The sequence below is a fragment of the Citrobacter sp. Cpo069 genome (assembly GCF_030332785.1).
GTDB lineage: Bacteria > Pseudomonadota > Gammaproteobacteria > Enterobacterales > Enterobacteriaceae > Citrobacter > Citrobacter portucalensis.
In genome coordinates this window covers 85,781-92,610 of sequence record NZ_JAOWHD010000039.1, presented here as the reverse complement: position 1 = coordinate 92,610, position 6,830 = coordinate 85,781, and the positions used below count along the sequence as shown (strand labels likewise).

Genomic DNA, 6,830 nt, shown 5'->3' with positions numbered 1-6,830 from the left:
GCGAGAGTAGGGAACTGCCAGGCATTAATTAAAGTGAAGAAGCCCATCCTGACGGATGGGCTTTTTTGCGTCTGTGCGGGGCAAAAACCGCCGGATGCGGCGTATCGCCTTATCCGGCCTACAAAAGCTAGTCCTGCTACCCGCGTACGAGGTTGAGTAACGGGTACGGTCGTCCGAGATCGTCCACCTGTGTACGTCCCGTCACGCTAAATCCCATCTTCTTATAGAATCCAACCGCCTGCTCATTCTGCTCGTTAACGTTGGTTGTTAGCGTTGAACTCATTGATAAAGCATGTTCAATCAGCAGTTTACCAACACCACTACCACGCACATCCGGATCGACAAACAAAGCATCAATATGCTGGTCGGTCAGGAGCATAAAAGCGACGGGCTCATCCTGTTCTGTCACTGCAACCCACAGAGGGGCTTCTGGTAAAAATGAACGTACCAGCTCCTCCAGCTCAATCCGATAATCCGCAGAGAGGAAATGGTGCGTGGCATCTACTGAGCGACACCAAATAGAAACTAACTTATCTCCTTCGTCCTGACGCGAACGACGAATGGTAAGGTTCATAGCATTCTCCTTTTTTTCTTTACTGCACTATTCTACAGCAAGGAGCCGTGAAACTTTCTCAACTTGAGGATGCAGGCTCGACATTCGCATGATTCCTGGGTATCTTCAGCTATCTGGATGTCTAAACGTTTAAACGTATGTTGTGAGGTTATCAGGTTATGCCAATTCGCGTGCAGGACGAGCTACCCGCCGTCAATTTTTTGCGTGAGGAAAACGTCTTCGTGATGACGACATCCCGCGCTTCCGGTCAGGAAATTCGTCCACTGAAGGTGCTCATCCTTAACCTGATGCCAAAGAAGATTGAAACGGAAAACCAGTTCCTGCGCTTACTGTCTAACTCACCGCTGCAGGTAGATGTTCAGCTATTGCGCATCGATGCCCGCGAGTCACGCAACACCCCAACGGAGCATCTGAATAACTTCTACTGTAATTTCGAGGATATCTGCGATCAGAACTTTGACGGATTGATCGTGACCGGCGCACCGTTGGGCCTGGTTGAATTTAATGATGTGGCTTACTGGCCGCAGATTAAGCAAGTGCTTGAATGGGCCAAAGATCACGTTACCTCGACGTTATTTGTCTGTTGGGCGGTGCAGGCCGCGTTGAATATCCTGTACGGAATTCCCAAGCAAACCCGCACGGACAAACTCTCAGGCGTCTATGAGCACCATATTCTGCACCCTCATGCGTTGCTGACGCGTGGATTCGATGATGCGTTCCTGGCCCCGCATTCGCGCTATGCTGATTTCCCTGCAGCGCTTATCCGCGACTACACCGATCTCGAGATCTTTGCTGAAACCGAAGAGGGAGATGCCTACCTGTTTGCCAGCAAAGACAAACGTATCGCCTTCGTGACGGGTCATCCTGAGTATGACGACCATACACTCGGCAGCGAATATTTTCGTGACGTCGAAGCGGGCTTATCGCCGGAAGTACCCTATAACTATTTCCCGAAAGATGACCCGCAAAACAAACCGCGGGCAACCTGGCGTAGCCACGGTAATTTGTTGTTTACCAACTGGCTCAACTATTACGTCTACCAGATCACGCCATATGATCTGCGTCACATGAATCCAACGCTGGATTAATCTTCTGTAGCAGACGATCCTTAAGCGTTTCAGCATATTGAATCAGGCACCTTCGGGTGCCTTTTTTATTTCCGAAACGCACCTCATCGTGTAATTAAATTTTATTTATATTGTTATCAATAGGTTAATTGATAATTAAATTAAAAATGGAAATTGTTTTTGATTTTGAAATTTAAATGAGTAGTCTTAGTTGTGCTGAACGAAAAGCGCACAACGATCCTTCGTTCGCATTGGGGATGTGTTTGGATCAATGACGAGGAACTACGCAATGAATCAACAGGCAACGACAACCGATGAACTGGTCTTCACCAGGCCGCGTGGCGAACAGGAACAGCAAATTCTGACCGCTGAAGCAGTGGAGTTTCTGACTGAACTGGTGACAAGATTTACGCCAAAGCGGAATAAACTTCTGGCTGCACGTATCCAGCATCAGCAGGATATTGATGACGGTAAGTTGCCTGATTTTATTTCGGAAACAGCTTCCATTCGTGAAGGTAACTGGAAAATTCGCGGAATTCCTGATGATTTACTGGATCGCCGCGTAGAGATCACCGGACCCGTTGAGCGCAAGATGGTCATCAACGCGCTGAACGCGAACGTCAAAGTCTTTATGGCTGACTTCGAAGATTCACTGGCTCCTGAGTGGAGCAAAGTTATCGACGGGCAGATCAACCTGCGCGATGCGGTCAATGGCACCATTAGCTACACCAACGAAGCGGGTAAAATTTATCAGCTCAAGCCTAATCCGGCTCTGTTGGTATGTCGCGTTCGTGGTCTGCATCTGCCGGAAAAACACGTCACCTGGCGTGGCGAATCTATCCCGGGCAGCCTGTTCGACTTTGCCCTCTATTTCTTCCACAACTACAAAACGTTGCTGGCGAAAGGCAGCGGCCCTTATTTCTATCTGCCAAAAACGCAGGCCTGGCAAGAAGCGGCATGGTGGAGCGAAGTGTTCAGCTATGCAGAGGACCGCTTTAACCTGCCGCGCGGCACCATTAAAGCGACCCTGCTGATTGAAACGCTGCCTGCCGTCTTCCAGATGGACGAAATTCTGCACGCCCTGCGTGACCACATTGTGGGTCTGAACTGCGGTCGTTGGGACTACATTTTTAGCTATATCAAAACGCTGAAGAACCATCCGGATCGCGTGCTGCCGGACCGTCAGGTGGTGACGATGGATAAACCATTCCTCAGCGCCTATTCGCGTCTGCTGATTAAAACCTGTCATAAACGTGGCGCATTCGCGATGGGCGGCATGGCAGCGTTCATTCCCAGCAAAGATGCGGAACGTAACAACCAGGTTTTGACCAAGGTAAAAGCGGACAAAGCACTGGAAGCAAATAACGGTCATGACGGCACATGGATTGCCCATCCGGGACTGGCAGATACCGCCATGGCGGTGTTCAACGACGTACTCGGTGAAAACAAAAATCAGCTGTTCGTGACCCGTGAAGAAGATGCCCCGATTACCGCAGAGCAACTGCTGGCACCTTGTGAAGGTGAGCGTACTGAAGAAGGCATGCGCGCCAATATCCGTGTCGCGGTGCAGTACATCGAAGCGTGGATCTCCGGTAACGGCTGCGTACCGATTTACGGTCTGATGGAAGACGCGGCCACCGCCGAAATCTCCCGTACCTCCATCTGGCAGTGGATCCACCACGAGAAGACGCTCAGCAACGGCAAGCCGGTTACCAAACCGCTGTTCCGTCAGATGCTGGCCGAAGAGATGCTGGTGATTCAGGACGAGCTGGGCGAACACCGCTACAGCAGCGGGCGTTTTGACGATGCCGCGCGCCTGATGGAGCAAATCACTACCTCTGATGAACTGATCGATTTCTTGACCCTGCCAGGCTACCGCCTGCTGGCGTAATCCACCACATAACAATATGGAGCATCTGCACATGAAAACCCGTACTCAACAAATCGAAGAATTACAGAAAGAATGGACTCAACCGCGCTGGGAAGGCATCACCCGTCCATATAGCGCGGAGGAAGTGGTGAAATTACGTGGCTCGGTCAACCCGGAATGCACGCTGGCGCAGCTTGGCGCGGCGAAAATGTGGCGTCTGCTGCACGGCGAATCGAAGAAAGGTTATATCAACAGCCTCGGCGCGCTGACCGGCGGTCAGGCTCTGCAGCAGGCGAAAGCCGGTATTGAAGCGGTCTACCTTTCAGGCTGGCAGGTGGCGGCAGATGCCAACCTGGCATCCAGCATGTACCCGGACCAATCGCTGTATCCGGCGAACTCCGTCCCGGCGGTGGTTGATCGGATCAACAACACATTCCGTCGCGCCGATCAGATCCAATGGTCAACCGGTATTGAGCCGAACGATCCTCGCTATGTCGATTACTTCCTGCCGATCGTTGCCGATGCGGAAGCAGGGTTTGGCGGCGTACTGAACGCGTTTGAACTGATGAAATCGATGATTGAGGCTGGTGCAGCGGCCGTTCACTTCGAAGATCAGCTCGCATCGGTGAAAAAATGTGGTCACATGGGCGGCAAAGTGCTGGTTCCGACGCAGGAAGCTATCCAGAAACTGGTGGCCGCCCGTCTGGCAGCCGACGTCATGGGTGTGCCGACGCTGGTGATTGCACGTACCGATGCCGACGCAGCCGATCTGATTACGTCTGATTGCGACCCATACGACAGCGAGTTCATCACTGGCGAACGTACCAGCGAAGGGTTCTACCGTACGCATGCGGGTATTGAGCAGGCGATCAGCCGTGGTCTGGCCTACGCACCGTATGCGGATCTGGTGTGGTGTGAAACCTCCACGCCGGACCTTGAACTGGCGAAGCGCTTTGCCGATGCGATCCACGCGAAATACCCAGGCAAACTGCTGGCTTACAACTGTTCGCCGTCGTTTAACTGGCAGAAAAACCTGGATGACAAAACCATCGCCAGCTTCCAGCAGCAGCTGTCGGATATGGGTTACAAATACCAGTTCATTACCCTGGCGGGTATCCACAGCATGTGGTTCAACATGTTCGACCTCGCGCACTCCTATGCGCAGGGTGAAGGCATGCGCCATTATGTTGAGAAGGTTCAGCAGCCAGAATTTGCGGCAGCTAAAGACGGTTACACCTTCGTCTCCCATCAGCAGGAAGTGGGCACAGGTTACTTCGACAAAGTCACCACCATCATTCAGGGCGGAGCTTCCTCGGTGACCGCGCTGACCGGCTCGACCGAAGAATCGCAGTTTTGATCAATGCCCGGTGGCGCTGCGCTTACCGGGCCTACGAAGGGATGTAGGCCGGATAAGCGAACGCGCCATCCGGCATGACGTTGTGCCGGATGGGAGACATTGATGACGCGTGGCCTGGAATTACTGATTGCTCAGACTATCTTGCAAGGTTTCGACGCCCAGTACGGGCGTTTTCTGGAAGTCACCTCCGGCGCGCAGCAGCGTTTTGAACATGCCGACTGGCATGCGGTTCAGCAGGCGATGAAAAGCCGTATTCACCTTTACGATCATCACGTGGGTCTGGTGGTGGAGCAGTTGCGCTGCATTACTGACGGCAAAAGTACCGACGCGGATTTTTTACTTCGCGTGAAAGAGCATTACACCCGGCTACTGCCGGATTACCCGCGCTTCGAGATTGCGGAGAGTTTCTTTAACTCCGTTTACTGTCGGTTATTTGACCACCGCTCGCTGACTCCCGAGCGGCTGTTTATTTTCAGTTCTCAGCCAGAGCGCCGTTTTCGCACGATCCCACGTCCGCTGGCGAAAGACTTTTTTCCGGATACCGGCTGGGAGTGGCTGCTGACGCGCGTCCTTAGCGATCTGCCTCTGCGTCTGCCGTGGCAGAACAAACATCGTGATATCCACTACATCATCGAACACCTGACCGAAACCCTGGGAGCGGATGTGTTGTCGGGCTGCCATTTACAGGTGGCGAACGAACTGTTTTATCGCAACAAGGCCGCCTGGCTGGTCGGTAAGTTGATTACTCATTCGGGAACGCTACCATTTTTACTGCCAATCCACCGGACTGATGAAGGCGAATTGTTTGTCGATACCTGTCTGACCACGACGGCGGAGGCGAGCATTGTGTTTGGCTTCGCCCGCTCCTATTTTATGGTTTACGCTCCTTTGCCCGCGGCGCTGGTGGAGTGGCTGCGCGAGATCCTGCCCGGTAAAACCACCGCCGAACTGTACATGGCGATTGGCTGTCAGAAACACGCGAAGACCGAAAGTTACCGCGAATATCTGCTCTATCTTGCCCATTGCGATGAGCAATTTATTGAAGCGCCAGGGATCCGCGGCATGGTGATGTTGGTGTTTACGCTGCCGGGTTTTGACCGGGTGTTTAAAATCATCAAAGACAAATTTGCCCCGCAAAAAGAGATGTCTGCCGCCCACGTCCGCGCCTGCTATCAACTGGTTAAAGAACACGATCGTGTTGGGCGGATGGCTGACACCCAGGAATTCGAGAATTTTGTGCTGGAGAAACGGCAAATCGATCCGGCGCTGATGGCGCTGTTATTGCAGGAAGCTCCGGAAAAAATTACCGATCTCGGCGATCAGATCGTCATTCGCCATCTGTATATTGAACGACGGATGGTGCCGCTGAATATCTGGCTGGAGCAGGTCGAAGGTCAGCAACTGCGCGATGCCATTGAAGAGTACGGCAACGCCATTCGTCAGCTGGCCGCCGCCAACATTTTCCCCGGTGATATGCTATTTAAGAACTTCGGCGTGACCCGTCACGGGCGTGTGGTGTTCTACGATTACGATGAAATCTGCTACATGACGGAGGTGAATTTCCGCCATATCCCGCCGCCACGCTACCCGGAAGATGAGATGAGCGCTGAGCCGTGGTACAGCGTATCGCCGGGAGATGTCTTCCCGGAAGAATTTCGTCACTGGCTATGTGCCGACCCGCGTATAGGGCCGCTATTTGAAGAGATGCACGCTGACCTGTTCAGCGCTGACTACTGGCGCGGCCTACAGACGCGCATCAAAAACGGTCACGTGGAAGATGTTTACGCCTACCGACGTCGGCAGCGGTTCAGCGTGCGTTATGAAACCGACCGTAGGCCGGATAAGGCACTTGCACCGCCATCCGGCAATGTGCGCCGTGCCTGATGCGCTACGCTTATCAGGCCTACAAATCTGCCCTAACCTTGGATAGCAGGGCGGGTAAGGCGTAGCCGCCACCCGGCA

The 6,830-nt window shown here is 53.0% G+C and carries 5 protein-coding genes; 4 read left to right on the top strand and 1 reads right to left on the bottom strand.

What is annotated here, in order from left to right; genetic code table 11:
- Positions 1 to 136: 136 nt before the first annotated feature.
- On the bottom strand, positions 137 to 574 hold the full coding sequence (locus tag OGY08_RS04065; RefSeq protein ID WP_125363353.1) for an acetyltransferase: 438 nt from the start codon (positions 572 to 574) through the stop codon (positions 137 to 139).
- A gap of 158 nt (positions 575 to 732) precedes the next feature.
- On the opposite strand from OGY08_RS04065, the gene metA reads away from it, so the two are divergent.
- The 4 genes from metA (at position 733) to aceK (ending at position 6,752) form a co-directional block, all read left to right on the top strand.
- Positions 733 to 1,662, top strand: a complete 930-nt coding sequence (gene metA / locus OGY08_RS04060; RefSeq protein ID WP_003826503.1) for a homoserine O-acetyltransferase MetA — start codon at positions 733 to 735, stop codon at positions 1,660 to 1,662.
- Between the two features lie 268 nt (positions 1,663 to 1,930).
- Positions 1,931 to 3,532, top strand: a complete 1,602-nt coding sequence (gene aceB / locus OGY08_RS04055) for a malate synthase A (RefSeq protein ID WP_286565694.1) — start codon at positions 1,931 to 1,933, stop codon at positions 3,530 to 3,532.
- A 31-nt stretch (positions 3,533 to 3,563) separates the two neighbouring features.
- Positions 3,564 to 4,868, top strand: a complete 1,305-nt coding sequence (gene aceA, locus OGY08_RS04050) for an isocitrate lyase (protein WP_003826506.1) — start codon at positions 3,564 to 3,566, stop codon at positions 4,866 to 4,868.
- Positions 4,869 to 4,970: 102 nt separating this feature from the next.
- Positions 4,971 to 6,752, top strand: a complete 1,782-nt coding sequence (aceK, locus tag OGY08_RS04045) for a bifunctional isocitrate dehydrogenase kinase/phosphatase (protein WP_063941205.1) — start codon at positions 4,971 to 4,973, stop codon at positions 6,750 to 6,752.
- Positions 6,753 to 6,830 lie beyond the last annotated feature (78 nt).